We start from the raw sequence: 25,830 nt of genomic DNA on the forward strand, positions 1-25,830 counted from the left end.
CGGTCGGAGTGGACGCCGATGTCATCGGCGTCCACTCCGACCGGGTGCGTCTGCAGCGGCAACTGCCCGCCGAGGACCTCTTCGGCGGCGCCCGCCGCGTCGACGCGATCGGCATAGGCCTGAACCTCCTGGTGCAGAACTTCTCCGGGAGGCGACTTGTCAGGCTGGCCGAGTCCGGCTGCCGGGTCCGGCTGCTCTTCCTCAACCCGGCGAGCAGCGCGGTCAAGCGCCGTGAGCGTGAACTGGGGCTGAAGAAGGGTGAACTGAGCCGCTCGGTGGAGATGAACATCCTCCATATGCGCCGGGTGCGCTCGCGGTTGCGTGACCCTGGCGCCTTCGAGATCCATGTCTTCGACGAGACACCGCGTTTCACCGCCTATCTGGTCGACGGTGACGGTGCGGACGGGCTGGCCGTGGTCCAGACGTATCTGCGCAGGACGCGCGGCATGGAGGCGCCGGTGCTGGTGCTGAGGGGCGGCAGCCGGGGGGTCGTGAAGGCGGGGCGGGACGTCACGGACACGGAGCACGGGCTCTTCGAGACGTACCGCGAGGAGTTCGAGTCGGTATGGACGGACTCACGCCCGGTCTCCTGACCTCGCGCTTGAGCGAGCGGGGTGCTTCCGGGTGATCGGGCGATCGGGTGCTTCCGGGTGATCGGGTCGATCGGGGCGCCGGGGGCGTTGTCAGTGGTGCGTGCGAAGGTGGTTGTCAACTGGGGACGCACCACGAAGGAGGGCCACCATGAGCTGGCACCGTAAGACGCTGGTCGGGTTTGATCTGGAGACGACCGGGACCGAGCCGAGTGAGGCGCGGATTGTGACGGCCGCCGTGGTCGAGGTGCTGGACGGGGAGCCGGTGCGGCGGCTGGAGTGGCTCGCCGATCCGGGGGTGCCCATTCCGGACGAGGCCGCGGAGATCCACGGGATCACCACCGAGCGGGCGGCGGCCGAGGGCCGGCCGGTGCGCGAGGTCGCGGCGGAGATCGCCCGGGTGCTGGGTGACTACTGGGCGCGGGGCGTGCCCGTCGTCGCGTACAACGCCGCCTTTGATCTGACGCTGCTGGACGCCGAGCTGCGGCGGCACGGGCTGCCGCCGCTGGCCGGTGCGACGCCCGTCCTCGACCCGCTCACCATCGACCGGGCCGTCGACAAGTACCGCAAGGGGAAGCGGACCCTGGAGGCGAGCTGTGCCGAGTACGGGGTCGTACTGGACGGGGCGCATGAGGCGGGGGCCGATGCGCTGGCCGCGGTGCGGGTCGCCGTCGCCATAGCCGAACGGCACCGCCAGGTGGGGGAGACGGACCTCACGGAGCTGCACGGTCAGCAGGTGCGGTGGTACGCGGCGTGGGCCACGGACTTCCAGTCCTTCCTGCGGCGCAAGGGGAACACGGACGCGGTGATCGACGCCGACTGGCCCCTGCGCGACGCCGGTTCGATCCCCGCCCAGCGGCTGGAGGCCCGCAGCTAGGGAGTGTCCGGCGGATCAGAACGGGTGCCAGCGAACCTCGGGGGCGTTGTCCCTGAGCGACGCCACCCGGCGGCGGAACTCCGCGAGGGCCTTGGGGTTCGTCGGCGCGTGCTGGGCGACCCAGGCACAGCTCGCTGTTTCGCGGGCGCCGCGCAGGACCGCGCAGCCGTCCCACTCCGTCACGTCCCAGCCGTAGGCGGAGGTGAAGGTGTCGTAGGACTCCGGCGGCAGGCCGTAGCGGTCGCGGGAGAGCGCCATCACCACCAGGTCGTGCTCGCGGAAGTCCGCCGAGAACGTCTCCAGATCGACCAGGACCGGTCCTGACGGGGCGACGTGGACATTGCGGGGGAGCGCGTCGCCGTGGATCGGGCCCTGCGGGAGATGGGGTGTGAGGGCCGCGGCGGCCTCGGTGAAGCCGTCGCGGCGGGCGCGCAGATACGCCGCGTCCGCCGGGTCGACCGCATCGCCCGCAAGGCGCAGCCAGCGCTCCACACCGCCCAGCAGTTCGCGACGGGGAAGGGTGAAGGAGGAGGGGGCGGGGAGTGCGTGGACCAGGCGCAGGAGGACGGCCAGGTCGGCGGGTTCCGCCGGGCGCACCGCCTCGGGGAGGCGCTGCCAGACGGTGAGGGGGTGGCCGTCCACGAGGAGCGGTCCGGGCTCGGCCGCACGGACCGCGGGGACCCCTGACTCCGCCAGCCAGGCCGCGATGGACAGCTCACGCTCCGCACGGGGGAGCAGCTCCGCGTCGCGCCCCACCTTCACCACGAGATCGCCGGTCGCGAAGACCGCGTTCTCGCCGAGGGCCAGCAGCTCCGCGTCCCGGTCCAGACCCGCCTTCGCCAGTACGTCCCGCGCCCGTGCCTCGTCCATCTGCTGTCTCCTGTTGATCGTGTCGGCCGCACAAGTTTCGCATCTGTGCAGGTTGGCTTGACGAACAGACGGACCGTCAGCACGATGACGGGGGCCGCCGGGGCGGCCAGAAGCTGACTAGCCGCCCGAAGGAGTCGAAAACGTGACATTGGCGACCGCAACGGCGCGGTCCAGTACCCGCACCGGGAAGCAGCCCGATCACGGCGCCTGGTTCCTGGTGCTGCCCGCGCTGATCCCGATCCTGGTACTGAGCGTCGGTCCCCTGCTGTACGGCATCGCACTGGCCTTCACCGACTCCCAGTCGGGGCGCACCCAGCCCACCCAGTGGGTCGGACTGCTGAACTTCCAGGACCTGCTGCACGACACCCTCTTCTGGGACTCCTTCAGGATCGGACTGCTCTGGGCGGTCGGGGTGACCGTCCCGCAGTTCTTCCTCGCACTGGGCCTCGCCCTCCTGCTGAACGAGAATCTGCGGTTCCGATGGCTGGCCCGGGCGCTCGCGATCATTCCCTGGGCGATGCCCGAGGTGGTCGTCGGCATCATGTGGCGGCTCGTCTACAACCCCGATGCGGGAATCCTGAACGAGACCATCCGGAATCTGGGCCTCGGCGACGGAAGGGACTGGCTCTCGGGCCTCTCCACCGCCCTGCCCGCCGTGATCCTCGTCGGGGTCTGGGCCGGGATGCCGCAGACCACCGTCGCCCTGCTCGCCGGACTGCAGAACACCCCGGGCGAGCTGCATGAGGCGGCCGCGATCGACGGGGCCGGCGCCTGGCGGAGGTTCCGTACCGTCACCTGGCCCGCGCTCAAGCCCATCGCGCTCTCCATCACCGCGCTCAACTTCATCTGGAACTTCAACTCCTTCGCCCTGGTGTACGTCCTCACCAACGGCGGACCCGGCGGGCGCACCCGCCTCCCGATGCTCTTCGCGTACGAAGAGGCCTTCCGCTACGGGCAGTTCGGCTACGCCGCCGCCATGGGATGCGTGATGGTCGCGGTGATCTCCGTGATCCTCGCCGTGTACCTCGTCGGCCGGCTCAGGGGAGGCGAGGAGAAATGAGCCTGCGCACCAGCAAGCCCGCCCGCGCCGGACAGTACGCGGCGCTGCTCTGCTACCTCGTCTTCATCGCGTTCCCCTTCGCCTGGCTGATCTCCACGGCCTTCAAGCCGCCGCGCGAGCTCGCCACGCTGCACCCCACCTGGATCCCCAAGGACCCGACCCTCCAGAACTTCCGCGACGCCTTCGACCAGCAGCCGCTGCTGCACGCCGCGCTCAACTCCCTGATCGCCGCGTTCTCCGCCGCCCTGATCGCCGTCGTCATCGCGACGCCCATGGCCTACGTCATGGCCCGCCACCGCAGCAGGCTGTCGACCGCGGCCACCGGCTGGGTGGTCGTGAGCCAGGCGTTCCCGTTCGTCCTGATCATCATTCCGCTCTTCCTGATCCTGAAGAACCTCCACCTGATCAACTCCCTGCCCGGGCTGATCATGGTGTACGTGGTCTGGTCGCTGCCCTTCGCGCTCTGGATGCTCGTCGGGTACGTACGCGCCGTGCCGCCCGAGCTGGAGGAGGCGGCCGCCGTCGACGGGGCGAGCAGGCTCCGTACGCTCGTCTCGGTCACCGCGCCGCTCCTGGCGCCCGGCCTCGTCGCCACCGCGCTCTTCGCCTTCATCACCGCATGGAACGAGTTCTTCTTCGCGCTCGTCCTGCTCAAGACCCCGGAGAAGCAGACCTTGCCGGTCGTCCTCACCCACTTCCTCGGCGCGGAGGGCGTCGCCGACCTCGGGCCGCTCGCCGCGGCCGCGTTCCTGGCGACCATCCCCTCACTCGTCATCTTCGCGATCATCCAGAAGCGGATCACCGGCGGAATGCTGGCCGGGGCGGTGAAGAGCTGATGGCCTCCTCGTACCGGATCACCCGGCGCCAGGCTCTCGCGGGCGCGCTGGCCGCCGTGCTCCCCGTCGCGGGCTGCACGGACAGTGACAGCGACTCCGGCGGGAAGATCACCCTCCAGTTCCAGTCGCTGGCCTGGCAGGCGGAGTCCGTCACCGCCAACAAGCAGCTCGTCAAGGAGTGGAACGCCGCCCACCCCGACGTCCAGGTCACGTACATCCAGGGCAGCTGGGACAGTGTGCACGACCAGCTGCTGACCTCCTTCGAGGGCGGCGAGGCGCCCGACGTCATCCACGACGCCTCCGACGACCTGGCCGACTTCGCGTACGGCGGCTATCTCGCCGACCTGGGCACGCTGCTGCCCGCGCGCCTCAAGGCGGACATCCCGGCCGGCAGCTGGGAGACGACGACCTTCGGCAAGGGGGTGTACGGCGTCCCCTTTCTCCAGGAGCCGCGCGTCATCATCGCCAACGCCAAGTGGCTGAAGGAGTCGGGGGTCCGCATCCCGACGCCCGCGAAGCCGTGGAGCTGGGAGGAGTTCCGTACGGTCACCGGGCAGTTGAGCGGCGGCGGGAAGTTCGGGGTCGCCTGGCCGCTGAAGGAGCCCGTCTCCGTCACCCTCAACCTCGGCCTCTCCGCAGGCGGTCAGCTCTTCCACCGGGGCGAGGACGGCAAGGTGACGGTCCGGTTCGCCGACGGCGACGCGGTGGTCCCCGGCACGGTCCAGGCCCAGATCAACACCGACCACAGCTCACCCACCACCACCCTGGGCAGTGGCGGCTCCGACACGCTCCCCGGCTTCTTCGGCGGCAAGTACGCGATGGTCCCGCTCGGCTTCTCCTACCGGCAGCAGATCGTCCAGCAGGCGCCCAAGGGCTTCGAGTGGACCGTGCTGCCCGCCCCCGCGGGCCGCGACGGGCTGGCGCAGGGGGTGAGCCCGCAGACGCTCTCCGTCTCACAGGACTGCCCGCACAAGAAGGAGGCGATGGCGTTCATCGACTTCATGCTCCAGCCGCGGAACATGGTGCGCCTGGCCAAGGGCGACTGGATGCTGCCGACCGGCACCGAGGCGCTCAAGGACCCGGCGCTGCACGCCGAGAAGGACGGCTGGGCGACCGGTACGGCACTGGCCGGCGCACTGCGCCCGGCACCCGCCCAGTCGGTGCGCGGCTATCCGGAGTGGAAGGACAAGGTCGCGACCCCGGCCTACCAGGAGTATTACAGCGGTGCGATCGACACGGCTGAGCTGGAGAAACGCCTGGTGAGGGACGGCAACCGGGTCCTGGCCCGCTATCAGCGCTGAATCAATGGGCTGGACGAGACGTTTCGTCTCGCTTATGGTCGTGGCATGACCTCAGCGCCGCGTGCCCATGTCGCCATGTTCTCCATCGCCGCCTCCGGGCACGTCAACCCGAGTCTCGAAGTGATCCGGGAGCTCGTCGCCCGGGGGCACCGCGTCACCTACGCGATCCCCGCCGCCTTCGCAGAGAAGATCGCCGAGACCGGCGCGGAGCCGGTCGTCTACACCTCCACGCTCCCCACCGACGACGACCCCGACGCCTGGGGCACCGAGCTGATCGACAACATCGAGCCGTTCCTCGCCGATGCGATCCAGGTGCTGCCACAGCTCATCGAGGCGTACGAGGGCGAGGCCGGCCTCGGCGTCCCCGACCTCGTCATCCACGACATCACCTCCTACCCGGCGATCGCACTGTCCCGCCGCTGGGGCGTCCCCGGCGTCTCGCTCTCCCCGAACCTGGTCGCCTGGGAGGGGTACGAGAAGGAGATCTCCGAGCCGATGGTTGCCGGGCTCCTGGCGACCGAGCGGGGCCGCGCCTACTACGCCCGCTTCCACGCCTGGCTGGAATCCCAGGGCATCGACGAGCACCCCGACCCCTTCGTGGGCCGGCCCCGCCGGTCCGTCGTCCTGATCCCCAAGGCGCTCCAGCCGAACGCCGACCGTGTCGACGAGGCCGTGTACACCTTCGTCGGCGCCTGCCGGGCCGAGGGCGCCGACCAGAGCGCCGACCAGAGCGACTGGCAGCGGCCCGCAGGAGCGGACAAGGTGCTGCTCGTCTCGCTCGGCTCCACCTTCACCAAGCAGCCCGGCTTCTACCGTGCGTGCATCGAGGCCTTCGGGGATCTGCCCGGCTGGCATGTGGTGCTGCAGATCGGCGCACACGTCCAGGAGTCCGAACTCGGCAAGATCCCGGCCAACTTCGAGGTCCACTCCTGGGTGCCACAGCTCGCGATCCTCCAGGAGGCCGACGCCTTCATCACCCATGCGGGCGCCGGCGGCAGCAGCGAGGGCCTTTCCACCGGCACCCCGATGGTCGCGGTCCCGCAGGCCGTCGACCAGTTCGGCAACGCGGCCGTACTGGAGTCGCTGGGTGTCGCCCGCCACGTACCGGCCGACGAGGCCACCGCCGATGCGCTGCGCGAGGCGGTCCTGGCCGTGGCGGGCGACCCCGAGGTCGCGCGCCGCCTCGCGGAGATCCGCGCGGACATGGCCGGCGAGGGCGGCACGAAGCGGGCAGCCGACCTCATCGAGGCCGAACTGCCCGCTCGCCAGAGCTGACCGGGCCGGATCGGACCCTTACCGGATCGGACCCCTACCGGATCAGACCCTTACCTGCCGGTCCTGGTCGTCGTCGTTCCACCGTACGGGCGAGGGAACGGCGGCGACCGGGGCGGCCTGCTCGGGCATGACCACCGACTCGTCGTGCGTGAGGTCGGGCAGCCACCGCAGCCACTTCGGGAAGTACCAGTTGCGGTCGCCGAGCAGGGCCATGACCGCCGGGAGCAGCACACCCCGGATGATCGTTGCGTCGATCAGGACGGCGGCCGCCAGGCCCACGCCCATCTGCTTCATGGACTGCATCGACAGCGTTCCGAAGATCGCGAAGACCGCGACCATGATGACCGCCGCGCTCGTCACCACACCGGCCGTCGTGACGACCCCGTGCCGGATCGCTTCCAGGGTGTTCCTGCCCTGCACCCGCGCCTCGCGGATCCGGGAGACCACGAACACGTGGTAGTCCATCGAGAGCCCGAAGAGGATCACGAAGAGGAACAGCGGCAGCCAGGAGATGATCGCGCCGACCCCCTCGGCGCCGACCAGGGAAGCTCCCCAGCCGTGCTGGAAGACAGCGGTCAGGATGCCGTAGGCGGCGCCCACCGACAGCAGGTTGAGGACGATCGAGGTGATCGCGATCGTCAGCGAGCGGAAGCAGAGCAGCATCAGCAGGAAGGCGAAGACCACCACGAAGGCGAAGACCGGGACGACCGAGCCGACGATCTGGTCGTTGAAGTCCTTGGACCCCGCGACACTGCCGGTGATGGGGGCACTCACCCCCGAGACCTTGCCCAGCGTGTCGGGACGGACGTGGTCACGCAGCAGTGCCAGGCTCTTCTCCGCCTTCTTCTGGTCGGACCCGCCGACCAGCGGCACGTCGATCGTCGCCACGTTCTGCTGCTTGTGCACGGTCAGCTCCACCGGACCCTGCGAGGCACCCGAACTGACCGCCTGCGTACGGAAGTCGGTGATCGCCTGCCGCACCTCGGGCGCGTTGATGTCCTTGGCGCTGATCACCACATTGGCCGGGTCGGCGCCGCCGGGGAAGGCCGCGTTGACGCTCTGGTACGTACGGACGATGGGGAGCTTGTCGCCGAACTCCTGGTCCAGTGTGAGGTTCTGGGTGTGCATGCCCACCGCGGGCAGTGCGATCGCGGCCAGCGCGCCCGCCGCCACGGCCAGGGCGACCTTCGGCCTGCGCAGTACGGCGCCGAGCACCGCGCGCCAGATCCGGCTCTCGCCGTTGCCGTTGGACTTGCCGCGCTTGGCCCGGTTGAGGAACGGGATGCGCCCCTTCTCGACCCGCTCGCCGAGCAGCGAGAGCAGCGCGGGCAGTACGGTCACAGAACCGGCCATCGCCACCGCGACCACCATCAGCGAGGCCAGACCCATCGCCTGGAACTCGGCGAGACCGGTGAAGAGCATCCCCGCCATCGCGACACAGACCGTCACACCGGAGACGATGATCGCCCGCCCCGAGGTGGCCGCCGCGATCTTCATCGCGGTCTGCGCATCGCGCCCGGCCTCCCGCTCCTCGCGCTCGCGGCGCAGATAGAACAGGCAGTAGTCGACGCCGACGGCCAGACCGACCAGCAGCATCACGGAGTTGGCGGTGTCACTCATCGGCATCGCATGGCTGACGACGGCCATCAGGCCCATCGTCGCGATGATCGCCGAGACCGCGAGGGCCACCGGCAGCAGCGCCGCGACCAGCGCGCCGAAGGCGATCAGCAGGATGCCGAACGCGACCGGTACCGCGGAGAGTTCGGCCTTCTGGAAGTCATTGCCGAACGCGTCGCTGAACGTCTTGTTCATGCTCGCGCTGCCGATCTCCTCGATCCGCAGCTGCTGGTGCTCGTCCTGGACCTTCTTCACCGCGTCCAGGACCGGCTCGATCCGGTCGGACGCCGTGTCGGACTCGCCCTTGACATGGAACTGGACCAGTGCCGAACGCCCGTCCTTGGAGATGGACCTGGTGTCGTACGGAGACTTCACCGACTCCACGGCACCGGTGTCCGTGACCGACTTCATCACGGAGTCCACGGCCCGCCGGAACTCGGCGTCGGTGGCCTTGGCCGCCGTCCCCTTCGCCTGGATCAGCACGGTCTCGCCGGCCGGCTCCTTGAGCCCCGCGTCGTCGATGATGCGCGCGGCGTGGCTGGTCTCGCCGGACAGCTGGTCGCTCTCCTTCACATCCGCCCGGCCCACCGCTGTGCCGATCCCCATCGCCAGCACCACGAAGAGCACCCAGATGCCCACCGCGGCCCAGCGGTGCCGGGCGCTCCATCCGCCGGCCCGGGCGGCTATGCCGCGCACCTTCGTATCCCCAACACCCATGACGGGCCTGCCCCCTTGTCGGCGGTGGCGGCACTGCGCCGCCTCACATTCCGAAGGTATGGGCGCGATAAGACCGGATCGTCGTACTCCCTGGTGAACCCAGGGCCCGCTCTCTCCTCCCTGCGGTGGGGGCCCATCCCTACCAGGGCGGACTCGGGCCCCTTACACGTAAAGCGCGCCGGACCGTCTATCTTCTTGCGCATGACGACGACTTACGCGGCGCTGCTGCGCGGCATCAATGTGAGCGGCCACAAAAAGGTCCCGATGGCTGAGCTCAGAACCTTGCTCACGGAGCTGGGCCACGGCGGGGTCGCGACGTACCTGAACAGCGGAAACGCGGTCTTCACCAGCGACAGCGACGACCAGGACGCCCTCGCCGCCGGCCTGGAGAGCGCCTTGGAGTCCCACTTCGGGTTCGCCGTGCCCTGCCTGGTGCGCAGCGGCCCCTACCTCCGTGCGGTCGCCGAAGCGTGCCCCTTCCCTGCCGCCGAGCTGGAGGCCAAGCAGCTCCATGTCACCTACTTCACGGCCCCTGTCACCGGGGAGCGGTTCGCCGGCATCGACCAACAGGCCTTTCTCCCCGAGGAGTTCCGCCTCGGCGACCGGGCGCTCTACCTCTACGCTCCCGACGGCCTGGGGCGCTCCAAGCTGGCGGAGGCGCTCGGCAGGCCCGCCGTCAACAAGGGCATCACCGGCACCTCGCGCAACTGGAACACCGTCGTCAAACTCGTGGAGATGACCGGAGGCTGACCTTGCGCACGCCGCCGTAGGTGGTGTGCGAAGTGATCTCGGCCGGAGTGCGCAGCCCGGCGTTCCGCTCGTGGAGCTCCAGCAGGCCGGTGAGCGGGCCGCCCCGCACTTCGGCCTCCGCGACTGTGTCGAGGAGCGTCAACTCCTCTTTGGAGAGGACCAGTTCGGGCTGGTCCGTCAGGCCCCAGGCGTCCCAGGGCAGCACCTCGACGCGGCAGAGCGCCGCCAGGTCCCGTACGACATCGCTCCGTACGAACCAGGCGCCGGAAAGGCCGATGACCTGCACCCCGAAAGTCCCGGGGTCGGCCTCTTCGCGCCGGATGCGCCGCCAGGCCTCGCCCGCCACGAGGAACTGGTCGCGCGGTACGTCCAGCGGGTCGAAGCCGGTGTCGTACACCCCGGGCAGCTGCGGGTCGGCCAGCCGCCAGCCGCGCCCGCCGTCCCAGTACTCCGTCACCCAGTGGTCCTCGAAGGCGCCGGGCGCGAAGTACGCGGCGAACCCGCACCGGACCCGGGCCGGGATCCCCGACGCCCGCAGCAGGGTGCAGAGCAGCAGCGCGAAGTCCCGGCAGGTGCCCGCGAACCTTTCCTCCGGGGCGCGTGCCCCGGTGAGCGGCCGCGGGCTGCGGGCACGCAGCACGCCGAGGATGTCGGCGGCGTACCGCGTCTCGGCCTCGTCACGGCGGTCCTCGGGCAGGGTGAAGCCGAAGAGGGCGCCTTCCTCGCGGTGGATGAGCACGTTCCGTACGAGCGCGGCGAGCTCGCGCGCGGTGCCTGCGGGGACAGTGGAGCAGGGGTCGCTGAACACGCTCTGGGTGCGGTAGAAGTCCAGTTCGTCCGCGCTGACGGTCATGGTCTCTCCTCGGTTCGGCCGACTGCGCCCGAGCATGAGCTCTGTCCCAGGGGCAGGGTCAACGCCGGGCCGCCCTGATCACCGCCGAGGTGCGCGCTGTCACAGCTTGTCCAGCTCCTTCATCTCGTCCTCGGACAGGCGCAGATCGGCCGCGGCCAGGTTCTCGTCCAGGTGAGTGAGCGAACCGGTGCCGGGTGTCGGCAGCGTGACGGGGGAGTGGTGCAGCAGCCAGGCAAGGGCGAGTTGGCCCCGGCTCGCGCCGTGACGGTCGGCGACGGCTGAGAGTGTCGATGAGGCCTCGCCGGTCAAGGCGCCGTTGGCCAGCGGGAACCAGGGCAGAAAGGCGAGGCCGTGCGCCTCGCACACCTTCAGGACGTCCGCCGACTCGCGGTCGACGAGGTTGAAGCGGTTCTGTACCGCGGCGATCCCGGTCAGGGAGAGCGCCTGCTCCAGCCGGTCGGCGGTGAGCGTGTCCAGACCGATGTGCCGGATCTTACCCTCCTGGCGGAGAGCGTCCAGGGTGCCCAGCTGGTCGGCCATCGGGACCTCCGGGTCGAGGCGGTGCAGCTGGTAGAGGTCGATGGTGTCGGTGCGCAGACGCCGCAGGCTCGCCTCGCACATGGCGCGCAGCTGCTCGGGCCGGCCGGCGATGTGCCAGGCGTCGGGACCCGTACGGACGACCCCGCCCTTGGTCGCGATCACCAGGTCGCCGGGGTACGGGTGGAGCGCCTCGGCGATCAGCTCCTCGGCCACGTCCGGGCCGTAGTTGTCGGCGGTGTCGATGAGCGTGACCCCGCGTGCGACGGCCCTGCGCAGTACGGCGAGCGCGTCCTGGCGGTCGCCGCGCGCGCCCCAGTAGCCGGGGCCCGCCAGCTGGGCCGTGCCGTATCCGAGGCGCCGTACAGGCAGGTCCCCACCGAGCAGAAAGCTTTCCTGGAACATGCACCGACGCTATCCGACGGTGCGGGAGAGCCATTTCGACAGTAACGAACAGAAACTTTCCCGGCCCCCTTGCGGTCGCATAGCAACCGCTTACATGCTGCCCGTGTCCCCCTCGCTGTGCCCCACCCCAGGAGGAATGGCATGACCCCTTTCGGTAGGTTTGTGATGGTGGCCGGTGCGGCCGGGCTGCTGGTGCTCGGTACGGCAGGACAGTCGTGGGCCTCCACGCCGACGAGCAGCTGGACCACCGGCGCCCCCACTCCGGTGACCGAGTTGGAGCTCCCGATGGCCTTCCAGTCGGCGCCCGACGCGGCCGGCATGTACTTCGCGTACTACACGACGCTGGAGAGCGGCACGCGACCGTACGCGGGCTTCCAGCCCAAGCCGGCGGACGCGGACGGAAACCCCACCCTGCAGGCGGTGTTCAGCTCCTTCAACGCCGCTGCCACCACCACGGACAGCCACTGCAGCCCCGGCGCGGACGGAGGCGCGGGCGTGAGCTGCGCGGTCCGGTTCCCGTACGCCAAGGGCACGATGTACACCCTCGACCTCAAGCGCGCGAGCGTCACCGGGGACACCCAGCTGATGACGGGTGACGTCGTGAACACCTCGACCGGCGCCGTGGTCGCCCACATCGGGAGCTTCTCCCTGCCCGCGACCTCTGGCCGGTTCAAGAAGTCCGACGGCGGATTCATCGAGCCGTATCTGACCGCGGGCTGCAGCCAGCAGGTCACCGTGACGTACGGGGTGCCGGTCGGCACGGAGGCCGGTGTCAGCTCCACGGCCACCCTGCCCACCGTCACCGACCCCGCTTCGGGCAGCTGCCTGAGCACCGCGGCGACCACCACCAGCCAGGGCCGGCAGGTCACGGTGACCGGGAACGCCTTCGGGTAAGGCATGACACGGCCACCGTTGCCCGGCCGCGATCCGCCTCCGTAGGCTGGCCGTTCGCCGACGATCGGAGAACTGATGCGCTACATCATCATCGGGGCGGGGGCCGTCGGCGGAGTCGTCGGCGGCCGGCTGGCGGAGAGTGGCATCGACGTCGTCCTCGTGGCGCGCGGGGCGCACTACGAGGCGATCCGCTCGGACGGCCTGCGGGTCGAGGGCCACGAGGGGACGCGCACGCATCCGCTGCCCGTGGTCAGGGGGCCCGAGGAGCTCGAACTCGGCCCGGACGACGTGCTGTTCCTCGCCGTGAAGACCCAGGACAGCGTCGCCGCCCTCGACGCCTGGGCCGGCCGCCCGGTCGCGGGCGGCGGCACGGCGGGTGAGCGCCTGCCGGTGGTCTGCGCGCAGAACGGCGTCGAGGGCGAGCGCCTCGCGCTGCGCCGCTTCCGCCGGGTGTACGGAATATGCGTCTGGCTCCCCGCGACCTTCCTGGAGCCGGGCCACGTCGGGGCGAAGGGCTTCCCCCTCGCCGGGATGCTGCACATCGGCCGCTACCCCTCGGGGGTCGACGAGACGGCGTACGCGATCTCCCGCGACCTGGAGAAGGCGCCCTTCGAATCGCCCGTGGTCCCCGACGTCATGCGCTGGAAGTACGGCAAGCTCGTGGGCAACATAGGCAACGCCATGGAGGCGGCCTGCGGCGCCATGCGCGAGGAGATGCTCCCGCTCTACGTGCGTGCCCAGGCCGAGGGCCGGGCGGTCCTCGCCGCGGCCGGGATCGACATGGTCTCCGAGGAGGAGTCGCGGAGGACGCGCGGCGACAAGATCGGCTTCAAGGTCGTCGGCGGCCCGCCGCGCAGCGCCGGCTCCTCCTGGCAGTCCCTCAGCAGGGGTACGGGCACGATCGAGGCCGACTACCTCAACGGCGAGATCGCGCTCCTCGGCCGGCTCCACGGGGTGCCGACCCCGGTCAACGACGTACTGCAGCGCGTGGCCAACGCGTTCGCGCGCGAGCGCAGGGAGGCGGGCTCGATGCCGGTCGCCGAGCTCGTGGCGCTGGTGGACGCGGAGGCCCCGCACAGCTAATGCTCCGATGAGTGGGTCAATTTATGGAGGTTCTCTGCGGCGCTGCTGACAAAATCATTGACCGTGCCACGTCAGCCATCCTACCTTTCGCGTATCTTACGAGGCTGACCCACGGGAGTGAACATGCCCGCACCCCGAAGAGCCGCGCTCGTCGCGGCCCTCGCGGCTGTACTGACGCTCGGTGTTCCCCAGGGCCTGACCGCGGCGGGAGCCGCCTCCGCGCACACGGCCGACGTCTATGTCTCGCCGTACGGCAACGACCACGGCCAGGGCACCGCCCACCACCCGGTCCGTACGCTCGAACGCGCCAGGGACCTGGCCCGCGCCAGGTCCGCCCACTACGACGGCGACCTCACCGTCCGCCTCGCATCCGGTACGTACCGCATGACCAAGCCCCTCGTCCTGGACGCCAGGGACTCCGGCCGCAACGGTCACCGGATCGTCTGGCAGGGCACCGGATCCACCGTCATCAGCGGCGGCAAGCAGGTCGAGGGATGGCGCCCGGTCCACGGCCGCCCCGGTCTCTACTCCGCGCCCGCACCTCAAGGCCTCACCGACACACGGCAGTTGTACGTCGACGGAGTGCGCGCCCAGCGCGCCAGAGGCGAGGTCCCCGTCGGGCTGACCGTCACCCCCACCGGCTACACCGCGTCCGCCGACACGATCTCCCACTGGCGTCACCCCTCCGACGCCGAATTCGTCTACACCAGCGGCGAAGAGCTCTGGAACGTCGAGCGCAACGGCCTCGGCCAGTGGACCGAGCCGCGCTGCCGCATCGCGGCGGCCGAGGGCACCGCCCTCACCATGGTCCAGCCGTGCTGGGACAACTCCAACAAGCGGGTGGAGTTCCCCGACATCCCCGGCCGCACGGTCTCGATGGTCGGCCCCGGCAAGCTCACCAACGGCGGCAAGGCCTCGTACATCGAGAACGCCTATGAACTCCTCGACCAGCCGGGCGAGTGGTACCTGGACCGCTCGTCGCACCGGGTCTACTACCTGCCCCGCAAGGGCGAGGACCTGCGCCACGCGGACGTCGAGGCCGCAGCGGCCGAGAAGCTCGTCGATGGCCGGGGCACCGCCGCCGCCCCGGTCCACGATGTCGCCTTCCAGGGGCTGCAGTTCAGTTACGCGACCTGGCTGACCCCCTCGCAGCCCGAGGGCTTCTCCGAGATCCAGGCCGGCTACACCGTCACCGGGCCGACGGGCTGGGCCACCCAGGGCCTGTGCGGATTCGTCGAGGGCGGCAGCTGCCCCTTCGCGTCCTGGACCAAGATGCCGGGCAACCTCTCCTTCACGTACGGACAGCGCATCACCTTCGACGACAGCCGGTTCACCCACCTCGGTGCGGCCGGGCTCGAACTGGGCACGGGAACAACCGACTCCCGGGTCCGCGGCAGCGTCTTCACCGACATCTCCGGCAACGGCATCGAGATCGGCGGAGTCGACGGCCAGACCCCGGCCAGCGGCGTGGAAGTGACGAACAATCATCTCTACGGACTGCCCCGCGAATTCCATGGCGCGGTCGGCATCCTCAACGGCTACACACAGCACAACACCATCGCGCACAACCAGCTCGACCACCTCGCCTACAGCGCCATCTCCATGGGCTGGGGCGGCTGGCCCGACAAGATCGGCTCGCCCGCGACACCGAACGCCAGCCATGACAACGCGGTGCGCGACAACCTCATCTTCGACTACATGCAGATGCTCGACGACGGCGGCGGCATCTACACCCAGGGCCTGACCGGCACCTCGCTGACCGACGGCGAGAAGGTCACCGGCAATGTCATCAACGACCAGTGGGGCCTGGGCAAGAGCGTCTACACCGACAACGGCTGCACGTACGAGACCGTCGAGGGCAACGTCCTGTACGGCGCCTCCTACGCCAACGTCGCCAGCAGTCACACCGACTACCGCGACCAGCTCGGCAACAAGGACCCCACCCTCGTCAAGGGCAACTGGTGGGAGGAGGGCACCGCTGACGGCGACAACAAGGGCCTGGTGACCGCCGGGAACCACATCATCACCAGCCCCGCCGATGCCCCGGCCGCAGTCATCGCCGACGCCGGCCTCGAACCCGCCTACCGGAACATCCTCTCCCTGCGGACCGGCGCGGTCTCCGCACCCGAGGCGCCCTCCCGCATCGGCACCAGCACCGCCGGGGCGGACGCCCTGCTCGTCACCTTCAACCCGTCCTACGTGGACGGCGGTTCACCCCTCACCGGCTACACGGCGCACGCGCTGCGGGCGGACGGCACCGAGGCGGGCGCGGCGACGGTCAGTGCCGCCGACTTCAAGCGGCTGGCGTACGTACGGATCGACGGGCTCACCGGCGGTCCCTTCACGGTGACGGTCACCGCCACCAACGCCCACGGCACCAGCGCACCCTCCCTCGCCTCGGCCCCGCTCGCTCCGACGGCGGTCACGGCCCTGTCGGCCGTACCGACCGGGGCGAAACTGCGGACGTCGGCGAACGCGGTGACCGTGGTCTGGACGCCGCCCGCGAAGATGGGCGACGCCAAGATCATCGGCTACCGGCTCACGGTCTCCGACGGAAGGACGATCGAGGTCAACGGCCGCGACACTCTGGTCACCCAGCCCACCGCCAAGGGCATGTTCCGGGTGGTCGGCGGGCTGACGCCCGGGACCAAGTACACCGTCAAGGTCTCCGCGGTGACCGCGGCAGGCGAAGGACCGGCCGCGACGGCGACCGGGACGACCACGGCGGGGTGAATCAGGCGCTGAGCGCGGCGGCGAGGACCGGAGTGCGGGCCTCGTCGTAGCGCCGCAGCAGCAGCCGCGCCAACTCCGGTGCGGGGCCCAGCACGTGGGCCAGGACCTCCGCGCCCGCCTCCCTGGCTCCCGTAGCGATACGGTCCGGGAGACGGCCGGGTGCGATGACGTACGGGGCGACGGCGATCCGCTCGACGCCGCCCGCCGCCCGCATCTGCCGTACCGCGTCCTCGGTACGGGGGAACCCCCCGGGAAATACAGCGGAGGCGAACGCAGGCCGCACGGCGCACCAACCGGTGTGCCGCAGCTCCCGCGCGATTTCAGCGATCACTGCGATCGCCTCCGGGTCTGTGGAGCCCGCCGAGGCCAGGACCAGCCCCGTCGAGCGTTTGTCGGCGGGGCTGAGCCCCGCCTCGTACAACCGGCGCTCCAGCGCCGAGTTCAGCAGCGGCGAGGGGCCGAGGACCTCCGCCTGGCGGATCCGCAGCCGCGGCGGGGCCGCGTTCAGGACCGCCGGGATGTCGGATTTGGCGTGGAAGGCGCGGGTCAGCAGCAGCGGGAGGGCCACCACGTCCTGTACGCCATCCGCCGCCAGCGACTCCAGCACCCCGGCCACCGACGGCACGTTGAAGTCGAGGAACCCCGTCTCCACACGCAGCCCGGGCCGCAGCGACCGTACCCGCCGCACCAGCGCGTGGACGGTCGCCGCGTGCCGCGGATCGCGGCTGCCGTGGGCGACGACGACAAGGACGGGACGGGGCATGGGCGAGCTCAGCTCTTGACCAGGAGACCGCGGCTGCGCAGCACCCGCCGTTCCAGCGGACTGAAGACCAGCAGATCGATGGCGATACCGACGATCAGGATCAGGAAGATGGCGAGGAAGACCGTCGACATGCTGCTCGTCTCACGGCCCTGCTCCAGCAACTGGCCCAGACCCACGCCCAGATCGGGCGAGGACGCGATGATCTCGGCGGCCATCAGCGAGCGCCAGGAGAACGCCCAGCCCTGCTTCAGGCCCGCCAGATAGCCGGGCAGCGAGGCGGGCAGCACGATGTGCCACGCGCCGCGCGCACCCGTCGCACCGAGCGTCCGCCCGGCCCGCAGATACAGCGGCGGGATCTGGTCGATGCCCGAGACCAGGCCGTTGGCGATCGAGGGGACGGCGCCGAGCAGGATCACCGCGTACATCATCGAGTCGTTGAGACCCAGCCAGATCACCGCCGGCGGCACCCAGGCCACCGAGGGCAGCGACTGCAGACCCGAGAGCACCGGGCCGATCGCCGCCCTGATGAACTTCACCCGCGCCACCAGCAGACCCAGTGGGGTGCCGATGACCAGGGCGAGCAGGAAGCCGAGCAGGCCGCGCGAGACGGACGTCCAGATGTAATCCAGCAGGGTGCCCTGCGCCCAGGCGTTGGTCACCTCGTCCCAGACCTGGCCGGGGGAGGGGAGCTTGTAGTCGTCGGTGACCTTCGCCCAGATCAGGATCTGCCAGACGACGAGGACCAGGAGGACCGCCACCACGGGCGGCAGCACCTTCTGTACGAGCACCTGGCGCACCGGCACCCGGTGCGACTGCACCGCGTCGAGCGCGTCCAGGCCCGCTTCGAGTCCGGCCAGGTCGTCGGCCCTGGCGGCCTTCGAGTCGGTCGCCTTCGTTTCAGTGCTGGCCATGGCGGCGGATCTCCCCACGCAGTTGTTCGGTGATCTCGACCGAGAGCTCCGCGACCGCGGAGTCCTCGATCCGGCGCGGCTGCGGAATGTCGACCGTCCACTCGTGCGCGATCCGGCCGGGCCGCGACGACAGCAGCACCACGCGCTCGGCGAGCCGTACCGCCTCGCGCACGTTGTGCGTGACGAAGAGGACCGAGACGTTCGTCTCGCGCCAGATGCGGGTCAGCTCACCGTGCAGGACGTCCCTGGTGATGGCGTCGAGAGCCGCGAACGGCTCGTCCATCAGCAGGAGTTGACTGTCCTGGGCGAGCGCTCTGGCCAGTGCCACGCGCTGGCGCATCCCGCCCGACAGCTCGTGCACCCGCTTCCCGTACGAGCCGTCGAGGCGTACGAGAGAGAGCAGCCGCTCCGCCTCCGCGCGGCGCCCGTCCTTGGGCACCCCGCGCAGCCGCAGCGCCAGTTCGATGTTCTTTCCCGCGGTCAGCCACGGGAACAGCGCGTGCTCCTGGAACATCAGGGCCGGCCTGCCGCCCGGGGTCTCGATGGACCCCGAGGACGGCAGGTCGAGCCCGGCGACCAGATTGAGCAGGGTGGACTTACCGCACCCGGACGCCCCCAGGAGGGTGACGAACTCACCCGGTGCGACATCGAGGGTGATGTCGTCCAGGACGAGCTGGGGCCCGGCAGGGCCGCCGAAGGACTTCGAGACGTGCTCGATACGCGCCGCGTGCGTCACCGCGGTGCGGTCGTCGGCCTTGGCGAGGGTTGTGGCCATGGTCGTCACCTCCTGGGAGCGGGTGTGCGGTGGTTACTTGACGCCGAGACCGGCGTCGGCGACCGCGGGCTGACCCGCCGCCTTGAGGACCTTGTTGAGCAGCGTCAGGTCGTAGATGCCGGCCAGGTCGGGCTTCTTCAGCAGGCCGGCCTTGACCGCGTGGTCCGCCTCGGAGGTGAGGGTCGACGCGAGCGGGTCGTCGGTGGTCTGGATGGAGGCCCACGCCGGGTCGATGACCTCGGCGGGCAGCGCCTTGCCGGAGAGCGTCTTGAGCGCCGCGTTGGCGGAGGCCTTCGCCTTGTCCGGGTTGGCCTTGATCCAGGCGTTGGTGTTCACCGAGCCGCGCAGGACCGCCTCGACGACGTCCGGGTGCTCCTTGAGGAACTTCTGCGACACGATGATGTTCGTGATCACGAACTTCTTGTCGGGCCACAGGTCACGCTCGTCGAGGAGGACCTTGCCGCCCTGGGCGACCAGCTTGGACGCGGTCGGCTCCGGGACCCAGGCGCCGTCGATGGAGCCGGACTTGAAGGCATCGGGGGTCACCTTGTTGTCCGTACGGACGACGGAGACGTCACCCTTGCCGCTGTTCGCGTCGACCTTCCAGCCCTTGCCGGCGATCCAGTTGAGGAACGCCACGTCCTGGGTGTTGCCGAGCTGCGGGGTGGCGATCTTCTTGCCCTTGACGTCGTCCAGGGACTTGATCTTCTTCGGGTCGACGACCAGCTTCACACCGCCCGACGCGGAGCCGCCGATGATGCGCAGGCTCTGGCCCTTGGACTTGGTGTAGCCGTTGATGGAGGGGGAGGGGCCGATCCAGCCGATGTCGATCGATCCGGCGTTCAGTGCCTCTATCTCGGAGGGGCCGGCGTTGAAGGTCGAGGCCTTCACCTTGGTGCCGCCCAACTCCTTCTGGAACAGGCCCTCCTGGACGCCGACCAGTGCGGTGGCGTGCGTGAGGTTCGGGAAGTAACCGATCTTCACGGTGTCGGCGGAGAGCTTCTTGCCGCCCACATTGGCCGCGGCCTTCGTGTCGTCCTTCTTGCTGTCGGACCCGTAGCCGCAGGCGGTGAGCGCCACGGCGAGGATCGGGAGGGCGGCGGCAGCGGCGAGGCTGCGGCGGAGAGTGATGCGGCTGGCAGGCACGGGAGGTCTTCCCCTCGTTGGCCCGGCTCGGGCAACTTCTCAGGTTGCGGCCGGGCGGTCGGCAGGTCTTCGGCGGTGCGTGTGCAGGTGGTGCAGGTGCATCGGGGCGCGCAGGCAGTGCGCGTACGTCATCACGCACATCGGGCGACCCCGCCCTGTCCGCTGCCGAGGGCGCCGCTGCCGATGCGGCCGCCCTCCTTCGCGAAGTCCGCGTAGAAATCCTGGGAACCGGACATCAGAAGTCCCATCCCTCCTCGTCGTGCTGCACGGTCTCGTGGACCTGCTCCGCCGTGGCGGCGAAGGCGTCGCCCGCCATGCCCGCGGAGAGTGTGGTGCCGTCCGCAGGGTCGATCAGCAGGAAGGACCCGGTGCGGCGGGAGTCCGCGTACGCGTCGAGCGCGAGCGGCTCGGCCGTCCGTACGACGACCCGGCCGATGTCGTTGGCGACCAGCTTCCCCGGGTTCGGGTGCTGGGACAGGTCGTCCAGCGTCAGCCGCGACGGGATGTCCTTGACGATCGCCTTGACGGTGCGGGTGGTGTGCTTGAGCAGCACCCGCTGGCCGACGCTCAGCGGCTGGTCGGCCACATGGCAGACGGTCGCCTCGACGTCCTGCGTCGGGGCCGGGGCGTCGCTGCTCGGGGCGATCAGATCGCCGCGCGAGACGTCGATGTCGTCGGCGAGCCGGATCGTCACGGACTGCGGGGCCCAGGCGATGTCGACGCTCTCGCCGAGCGCGTCGATCCCGGCGATGGTGCTGGTGAGGCCCGAGGGCAGCACGGTGACCGCCTCGCCGACCCGGAAGGCGCCGGCGGCGATCTGGCCCGCGTAACCACGGTAGTCGGGATGCTCGGCGGTCTGCGGCCGGATCACGTACTGCACGGGGAAACGGGCGTGGCAGGCCGTGAGGTCGTGGCTGGCAGGGACGGTCTCCAGGTGTTCGAGCACCGTCGGGCCGCCGTACCAGTCCATGTGCGCGGAGGGTTCCACGACGTTGTCCCCGGTGAGCGCGGAGATCGGGATCGCGGTGATCTCCGGGACGCCGAGCGATGCGGCGTACGCGGTGAACTCCTTGGCGATCTCGGCGAAGACGGGCTCCGCGAAGTCGACGAGGTCCATCTTGTTGACGGCCAGGACGACGTGCGGGACGCGCAGGAGCGCGGCGACGGCGGCGTGGCGGCGGGTCTGCTCGACGACACCGTTGCGGGCGTCGACCAGGACCACGGCCAGTTCGGCGGTGGACGCCCCGGTGACCATGTTGCGGGTGTACTGCACATGGCCGGGGGTGTCGGCGAGGATGAACCGGCGCCGGGCGGTGGCGAAGTAGCGGTAGGCGACGTCGATGGTGATGCCCTGCTCGCGCTCGGCACGCAGTCCGTCGGTCAGCAGCGCCAGGTCGGGCGTGTCCTGACCGCGGTTGCGCGAGGCGCTCTCGACGGCCTCCAGCTGGTCGGTGAGGATCGACTTGGAGTCGTGCAGCAGACGTCCGACCAGGGTGGACTTGCCGTCGTCGACGGAGCCCGCGGTCGCGAAGCGCAGCAGGGTGGTGGCCGAGAGCTGCTCTGTGGTGATCGTCATGTCTAGAAGTACCCTTCGCGCTTGCGGTCTTCCATCGCGGCCTCGGACATCTTGTCGTCGGCGCGGGTCGCGCCCCGCTCGGTGAGCCGGGAGGCGGCGATCTCGGTGATCACGGCATCGAGCGTGGTGGCGTCGGAGTCGACGGCGCCGGTGCAGGACATGTCACCGACGGTCCGGTAGCGGACCTGCCGCGTCTCGATGCTCTCGCTCTCCTTCGGGCCGCCCCACTCACCGGCGGTCAGCCACATCCCCGACCGCTTGAACACCTCGCGTTCATGGGCGAAGTAGATCTGCGGGAGCTCGATGCCCTCGCGTTCGATGTACTGCCATACGTCCAGCTCGGTCCAGTTGGAGAGCGGGAAGACGCGGACATGCTCGCCCGGTGCGTGGCGGCCGTTGTAGAGCTGCCACAGCTCGGGGCGCTGGCGGCGCGGGTCCCAGGCGGAGAACTCGTCGCGCAGGGAGAAGACGCGCTCCTTGGCGCGGGCCTTCTCCTCGTCGCGGCGTCCGCCGCCGAAGACCGCGTCGAACCGCTCGGCCTGGATCTTCTCGGTCAACGGCAGCGTCTGGAGCGGGTTGCGGACACCGTCGGGTCGCTCGCGCAGCACACCGCGGTCGATGTAGTCCTGTACGGAGGCGATATGCAGGCGCAGCCCGTGCTCGGCCACCGTACGGTCGCGGTATTCAAGGACCTCGGGGAAGTTGTGCCCGGTGTCGACATGCAGCAGCGTGAAGGGAACGGCCGCCGGAGCGAAGGCCTTCAGCGCCAGATGCAGCATGACGATCGAGTCCTTGCCGCCGGAGAAGAGGATCACCGGCCGCTCGAACTCACCCGCCACCTCGCGGAAGATGTGCACCGCCTCCGACTCCAAAGAGTCCAAGTGGCTGAGTGCGTAAGGGCTGTCAGTTCCTTCGGTGACAGTGGCGAAGGTCGTCATCAGGCCAGGCCCCTCTCGGTGAGCAGCGCGTGCAGCGCGGCTGCGGACTCCTGCACGGTCTGCTCGTGCGACTCGATCCGCAGGTCGGGCGACTCAGGCTCCTCATAGGGGTCGTCGACCCCGGTGAGTCCGCTGATCTCGCCGGCCGCCTGCTTGGCGTACAGACCCTTCACATCGCGTACGGAGCACACCTCCACCGGAGTGGCGACATGCACCTCCAGATACGCGGTGCCCTCGCCCGCGTGGCGCTTGCGCACCGCCTCACGGCTGTCCGCGTACGGCGCGATCACCGGGACCAGCGCCTTCACACCGTTCGACGCGAGCAACTCCGCGACGAAACCGATGCGCTGGACATTGGTGAGCCGGTCCTCGCGGGTGAACCCGAGGCCCTTGGAGAGGAACTCGCGGATCTCGTCGCCGTCGAGCACCTCCACCCGGTGGCCCTCGCCGCGGAGCCTGCCTGCCAGCTCGTAAGCGATGGTGGTCTTGCCCGCGCTCGGCAGACCGGTGAGCCAGATGGTGGCTCCCTGGTCCGTCGTCATGTGGTTCTCCTGGGTCTGAGGTATCTGGCTCTGGCGTGTCCGAGGCACCTGATGGTCCGTCATCCGTGCAGCCCGCACTCGGTCTTGTTGCTCCCAGCCCAGCGTCCGGCCCGGGCGTCCTCGCCCTCCGCGACGCGGCGGGTGCAGGGGGCGCACCCGATCGAGGGGTAGCCGTCCATCAGCAGCGGGTTCATCAGGACACCGTGCTCGGCGACATACGCCTCCACGTCCTCCTGCGTCCAGCGTGCGATCGGCGAGACCTTGACCTTCTGTCGCTTCTCGTCCCAGCCGACGACCGGGGTGTTCGCCCGGGTCGGGGACTCGTCGCGGCGCAGACCGGTCGCCCAGGCGCTGTAGTTCTTCAGGCCGTCCTCAAGGGGCTTGACCTTGCGCAGCGCACAGCACAGGTCAGGGTCACGGTCGTGCAGCTTCGCCCCGTACTCGGCGTCCTGCTCCTCGACGGTCTGCCACGGCAGGAGGGTGATGACGTTGACGTCCATCACGGCCTCCACCGCGTCACGCGTCCCGATAGTCTCGGGGAAGTGGTAGCCGGTGTCGAGGAAGACGACGTCGACGCCGGGCATGGCGCGGGAGGCGAGATGGGCGACGACCGCGTCCTCCATGGACGAGGTCACGCAGAAACGCGCGCCGAACGTGTCCGCGGCCCACTTGAGGATCTCGAGCGGAGAGGCGTCCTCCAGCTCGCGGCCCGCGCGCTCGGCGAGGGTCTTCGGATCGTCGGTCTCCAGAGTGCTCGTCATATCCCGTCCCCTTCAACGTCGTTGCGTTGCAGACCCCGGGTCAGGAGCCCGAGGAACTTCAACTGGAATGCGCGGTTGCATGCCGAGCATTCCCAGGCGCCGTGACCTGTCTCGTTGGGGCGCAGGTCCTCGTCGCCGCAGTAGGGGCAGTAGAACGGGGCAGCTCGCTCGCTCACGACAGCTCCTCCTCGGAGGCGCGCGCGGTCCAGGCGGCGAAGCGCTCGCCGTCCTCGCGCTCCTTCTGGAACCGGCCGAGAACGCGCTCGACGTAGTCCGGCAGATCGTCCGAAGTGACCTTCAGACCACGGACCTTGCGGCCGAATCCGGCCTCCAGGCCCAGTGCGCCGCCGAGGTGCACCTGGAAGCCCTCGACCTGGTTGCCGTCCTTGTCGAGCATCAGCTGGCCCTTGAGACCGATGTCGGCGACCTGGATACGGGCGCAGGCGTTCGGGCAGCCGTTGATGTTGATGGTGATGGGCTCGTCGAAGTCCGGGATACGGCGCTCCAGTTCGTCGATGAGGGAGGCGCCGCGCGCCTTCGTCTCGACGATGGCGAGCTTGCAGAACTCGATGCCGGTGCAGGCCATCGTGCCGCGCCGGAACGGAGAGGCGTTGACCTTCAGATCGAGCGCTTCGAGCCCGGCGATCAGTGAAGGAACCTGGCTCTCCTCCACATCGAGCACGATCATCTTCTGCTCGGTGGTGGTACGCAGCCGGTCGGAGCCGTGGGCGGCGGCAACCTCCGCGATCTTCACCAACTGGGGTCCGTCCACGCGTCCGACGCGGGGTGCGAAGCCGACGTAGAAACGCCCGTCCTTCTGCCGGTGCACACCGAGGTGGTCGCGCCACGTCCCTGCGGGCTGCTCGGGCGCGGGCCCGTCGACGAGCTTCCGCTCCAGGTACTCGTCCTCCAGGATCTGCCGGAACTTCTCGGTGCCCCAGTCGGCGAGCAGGAACTTGAGACGGGCGCGGGTACGCAGCCGCCGGTAGCCGTAGTCGCGGAAGATCCCGATGACACCGCCGTACACGTCGGGCACCTCGTCCAGCGGCACCCAGGCGCCGAGCCGCTGGCCCAGCTTGGGGTTGGTGGAGAGCCCGCCGCCGACCCACAGGTCGAAGCCGGGGCCGTGCTCGGGGTGGTTCACGCCGACGAACGCGATGTCGTTGATCTCGTGCGCCACATCGAGCTGCGGGGAACCGGAGATCGCCGTCTTGAACTTGCGCGGCAGGTTGGAGTAGTCGGGGTTGCCGATGAAGCGCCGGTGGATCTCGTCGATGGCCGTGGTGCCGTCGATGATCTCGTCCTCGGCGACACCGGCGACGGGCGAGCCGAGGATGGTGCGGGGCGTGTCACCGCAGGCCTCGGTGGTGGAGAGCCCGACGGCCTCAAGACGCCGCCAGATCTCGGGGACGTCCTCGATACGGATCCAGTGGTACTGGACGTTCTGCCGGTCGGTGATGTCGGCGGTCCCGCGCGCGAACTCCACCGAGATCTCGCCGATGACCCGCAGCTGCTCGGTGGTGAGCCGGCCGCCGTCGATACGGACCCGGAGCATGAAGTACTCGTCGTCCAGCTCCTCCGGCTCCAGGATCGCGGTCTTGCCGCCGTCGATCCCGGGCTTGCGCTGGGTGTACAGGCCCCACCAGCGCATGCGTCCGCGCAGGTCGTTGGGGTCGATGGAGTCGAAACCGCGCTTGGAGTAGATCGTCTCAATGCGTGTCCGCACATTGAGACCGTCGTCGTCCTTCTTGAACTGCTCGTTGCCGTTCAGAGGGGTGAAGTGGCCGGCGGCCCACTGACCTTCGCCACGGTGACGGCCGGCCTTGCGGCGGGGCGTGGCTGGAGCGGGCTTTTCCGGGGTGGCGGCCATGGTGGTTCGTCCTTCTCTGGCGGCTCAAGCGGGTGGCGGTCAGGCTGAAGGTACCCCTGTGACCTGCCCGTTCACGGCAGGACGCGGTGGCTCACATACGTAGGGGCAATTCGGCTCGTCCGCAACGACGGGGACGGCGGAGTACGTCGG

General features: G+C 69.8%; 24 protein-coding genes. 10 read left to right on the forward strand and 14 right to left on the reverse strand.

Going from position 1 to position 25,830, the window contains the following annotated elements:
* Together J0695_RS14060 and J0695_RS14065 are read left to right on the forward strand one after the other, a co-directional pair.
* On the forward strand, positions 1–593 hold a 593-nt coding region (locus J0695_RS14060; RefSeq protein WP_242552631.1), incomplete at its 5' end, for a DUF5919 domain-containing protein.
* 148 nt (positions 594–741) lie between these two features.
* Positions 742–1,467 (forward strand): 3'-5' exonuclease, encoded by a 726-nt coding sequence (locus J0695_RS14065; RefSeq protein ID WP_206962358.1) that lies wholly within the window; start codon positions 742–744, stop codon positions 1,465–1,467.
* A gap of 15 nt (positions 1,468–1,482) precedes the next feature.
* Here J0695_RS14065 and J0695_RS14070 read toward each other — a convergent pair whose 3' ends face one another.
* On the reverse strand, positions 1,483–2,337 hold the full coding sequence (locus tag J0695_RS14070) for a phosphotransferase enzyme family protein (RefSeq protein WP_206962359.1): 855 nt from the start codon (positions 2,335–2,337) through the stop codon (positions 1,483–1,485).
* Between the two features lie 142 nt (positions 2,338–2,479).
* Here J0695_RS14070 and J0695_RS14075 point away from each other — a divergent pair, with 142 nt between their 5' ends.
* The 4 genes from J0695_RS14075 to mgt are packed head-to-tail and all read left to right on the forward strand — an operon-like array spanning position 2,480 to position 6,809.
* A complete protein-coding gene (locus J0695_RS14075) occupies positions 2,480–3,397 on the forward strand; it encodes a carbohydrate ABC transporter permease (RefSeq protein ID WP_372445763.1) in 918 nt (305 codons plus the stop codon).
* 2 nt (positions 3,398–3,399) lie between these two features.
* On the forward strand, positions 3,400–4,233 hold the full coding sequence (locus tag J0695_RS14080; protein ID WP_206962394.1) for a carbohydrate ABC transporter permease: 834 nt from the start codon (positions 3,400–3,402) through the stop codon (positions 4,231–4,233).
* A complete protein-coding gene (locus J0695_RS14085) occupies positions 4,233–5,534 on the forward strand; it encodes an ABC transporter substrate-binding protein (protein ID WP_206962360.1) in 1,302 nt (433 codons plus the stop codon). Before J0695_RS14080 ends, J0695_RS14085 begins: the two co-directional genes overlap by 1 nt.
* Before the next feature lie 45 nt (positions 5,535–5,579).
* Positions 5,580–6,809 carry a macrolide-inactivating glycosyltransferase gene (gene mgt, locus J0695_RS14090; protein ID WP_206962361.1) on the forward strand — a complete coding sequence of 410 codons (1,230 nt, stop codon included), beginning with the start codon at positions 5,580–5,582 and terminating at the stop codon, positions 6,807–6,809.
* 42 nt (positions 6,810–6,851) lie between these two features.
* Here mgt and J0695_RS14095 read toward each other — a convergent pair whose 3' ends face one another.
* Positions 6,852–9,143: an MMPL family transporter gene (locus tag J0695_RS14095; RefSeq protein ID WP_206962362.1), complete on the reverse strand. Its 2,292-nt coding sequence runs from the start codon at positions 9,141–9,143 to the stop codon at positions 6,852–6,854.
* 201 nt (positions 9,144–9,344) lie between these two features.
* Here J0695_RS14095 and J0695_RS14100 point away from each other — a divergent pair, with 201 nt between their 5' ends.
* On the forward strand, positions 9,345–9,893 hold the full coding sequence (locus J0695_RS14100) for a DUF1697 domain-containing protein (RefSeq protein ID WP_206962363.1): 549 nt from the start codon (positions 9,345–9,347) through the stop codon (positions 9,891–9,893).
* On the opposite strand, the gene J0695_RS14105 is transcribed toward J0695_RS14100, so the two are convergent.
* Together J0695_RS14105 and J0695_RS14110 are read right to left on the reverse strand one after the other, a co-directional pair.
* Complete coding sequence (locus J0695_RS14105) at positions 9,865–10,746, reverse strand: transglutaminase-like domain-containing protein (RefSeq protein ID WP_206962364.1); 882 nt, start codon at positions 10,744–10,746, stop codon at positions 9,865–9,867. The two genes, J0695_RS14100 and J0695_RS14105, sit on opposite strands and share 29 nt — an antisense overlap.
* A gap of 99 nt (positions 10,747–10,845) precedes the next feature.
* A complete protein-coding gene (locus J0695_RS14110; protein WP_206962365.1) occupies positions 10,846–11,688 on the reverse strand; it encodes an aldo/keto reductase in 843 nt (280 codons plus the stop codon).
* Between the two features lie 141 nt (positions 11,689–11,829).
* Here J0695_RS14110 and J0695_RS14115 point away from each other — a divergent pair, with 141 nt between their 5' ends.
* The 3 genes from J0695_RS14115 to J0695_RS14125 all read left to right on the forward strand — a co-directional run bounded on the left by J0695_RS14115 (position 11,830) and on the right by J0695_RS14125 (position 16,398).
* A complete protein-coding gene (locus J0695_RS14115; RefSeq protein WP_206962366.1) occupies positions 11,830–12,582 on the forward strand; it encodes a hypothetical protein in 753 nt (250 codons plus the stop codon).
* A 75-nt stretch (positions 12,583–12,657) separates the two neighbouring features.
* Complete coding sequence (locus tag J0695_RS14120) at positions 12,658–13,665, forward strand: ketopantoate reductase family protein (RefSeq protein ID WP_206962367.1); 1,008 nt, start codon at positions 12,658–12,660, stop codon at positions 13,663–13,665.
* 123 nt (positions 13,666–13,788) lie between these two features.
* Positions 13,789–16,398, forward strand: coding sequence for a fibronectin type III domain-containing protein (locus tag J0695_RS14125; RefSeq protein WP_206962368.1), 2,610 nt, complete (start codon positions 13,789–13,791; stop codon positions 16,396–16,398).
* A 1-nt stretch (position 16,399) separates the two neighbouring features.
* On the opposite strand, the gene J0695_RS14130 is transcribed toward J0695_RS14125, so the two are convergent.
* The 10 genes from J0695_RS14130 to J0695_RS14180 all read right to left on the reverse strand — a co-directional run bounded on the left by J0695_RS14130 (position 16,400) and on the right by J0695_RS14180 (position 25,680).
* Positions 16,400–17,161 (reverse strand): sirohydrochlorin chelatase, encoded by a 762-nt coding sequence (locus J0695_RS14130; protein WP_206962369.1) that lies wholly within the window; start codon positions 17,159–17,161, stop codon positions 16,400–16,402.
* A gap of 8 nt (positions 17,162–17,169) precedes the next feature.
* Entirely contained in the window at positions 17,170–18,072 is a 903-nt protein-coding gene (locus J0695_RS14135) for an ABC transporter permease (protein ID WP_206962370.1), read from the reverse strand.
* Complete coding sequence (locus tag J0695_RS14140; protein WP_206962371.1) at positions 18,059–18,847, reverse strand: ABC transporter ATP-binding protein; 789 nt, start codon at positions 18,845–18,847, stop codon at positions 18,059–18,061. The genes J0695_RS14135 and J0695_RS14140 overlap by 14 nt, the downstream gene beginning before the upstream one ends.
* 33 nt (positions 18,848–18,880) lie before the next feature.
* The gene (locus J0695_RS14145) at positions 18,881–19,993 is read right to left on the reverse strand and encodes an aliphatic sulfonate ABC transporter substrate-binding protein (protein WP_206962372.1); all 1,113 of its coding nucleotides are present in this window, start codon (positions 19,991–19,993) and stop codon (positions 18,881–18,883) included.
* Between the two features lie 235 nt (positions 19,994–20,228).
* Positions 20,229–21,569: a sulfate adenylyltransferase subunit 1 gene (locus J0695_RS14155; RefSeq protein ID WP_206962374.1), complete on the reverse strand. Its 1,341-nt coding sequence runs from the start codon at positions 21,567–21,569 to the stop codon at positions 20,229–20,231.
* Between the two features lie 2 nt (positions 21,570–21,571).
* The gene (cysD, locus tag J0695_RS14160; protein WP_206962375.1) at positions 21,572–22,507 is read right to left on the reverse strand and encodes a sulfate adenylyltransferase subunit CysD; all 936 of its coding nucleotides are present in this window, start codon (positions 22,505–22,507) and stop codon (positions 21,572–21,574) included.
* The gene (gene cysC, locus J0695_RS14165) at positions 22,507–23,112 is read right to left on the reverse strand and encodes an adenylyl-sulfate kinase (RefSeq protein WP_206962376.1); all 606 of its coding nucleotides are present in this window, start codon (positions 23,110–23,112) and stop codon (positions 22,507–22,509) included. The genes cysD and cysC overlap by 1 nt, the downstream gene beginning before the upstream one ends.
* A complete protein-coding gene (locus J0695_RS14170; RefSeq protein WP_206962377.1) occupies positions 23,109–23,810 on the reverse strand; it encodes a phosphoadenylyl-sulfate reductase in 702 nt (233 codons plus the stop codon). The genes cysC and J0695_RS14170 overlap by 4 nt, the downstream gene beginning before the upstream one ends.
* The gene (locus J0695_RS14175; RefSeq protein WP_206962378.1) at positions 23,807–23,986 is read right to left on the reverse strand and encodes a hypothetical protein; all 180 of its coding nucleotides are present in this window, start codon (positions 23,984–23,986) and stop codon (positions 23,807–23,809) included. The genes J0695_RS14170 and J0695_RS14175 overlap by 4 nt, the downstream gene beginning before the upstream one ends.
* Positions 23,983–25,680, reverse strand: coding sequence for a nitrite/sulfite reductase (locus J0695_RS14180; RefSeq protein ID WP_206962379.1), 1,698 nt, complete (start codon positions 25,678–25,680; stop codon positions 23,983–23,985). The genes J0695_RS14175 and J0695_RS14180 overlap by 4 nt, the downstream gene beginning before the upstream one ends.
* Positions 25,681–25,830: the final 150 nt, after the last annotated feature.

Source organism: Streptomyces beijiangensis (assembly GCF_017315755.1).
GTDB lineage: Bacteria > Actinomycetota > Actinomycetes > Streptomycetales > Streptomycetaceae > Streptomyces > Streptomyces beijiangensis.